Annotated in this window: 1 protein-coding gene; it reads right to left on the bottom strand. The window is 53.2% G+C overall.

What is annotated here, in order from left to right:
* Positions 1–184 (bottom strand): hypothetical protein (locus tag Q4563_RS23105; protein ID WP_303606215.1); only part of this gene is annotated, 184 nt, incomplete at its 3' end.
* Positions 185–231: the final 47 nt, after the last annotated feature.

Below are 231 nucleotides of genomic sequence, written 5' to 3'. Positions count from 1 at the left end.
GCATTCGGGTAATGCTGGCATCGTATCCGAGCTTGTTCAGCAGAATGCTGGCGGTGGCAGTGGCGACCCGCAAATCGGTCCAGTCCACTTCTCCCAGCGTGGGGTTTTTGCAGCTTGCTGGTTCTGCCATGGCGGGATGTGCCAGGAACAGTAGCAATAATAAAGCAGTCGAAAAGTGTTTCATCTTGATGGGCACCCAAAGAAAGAGAGCGACAATGGTCAGTATCCGAC

It is taken from the genome of Gilvimarinus sp. 1_MG-2023 (genome assembly GCF_030548285.1).
Note: the sequence above shows the minus strand (reverse complement) of the source record. Positions and strands in the feature narration are given on the sequence as shown.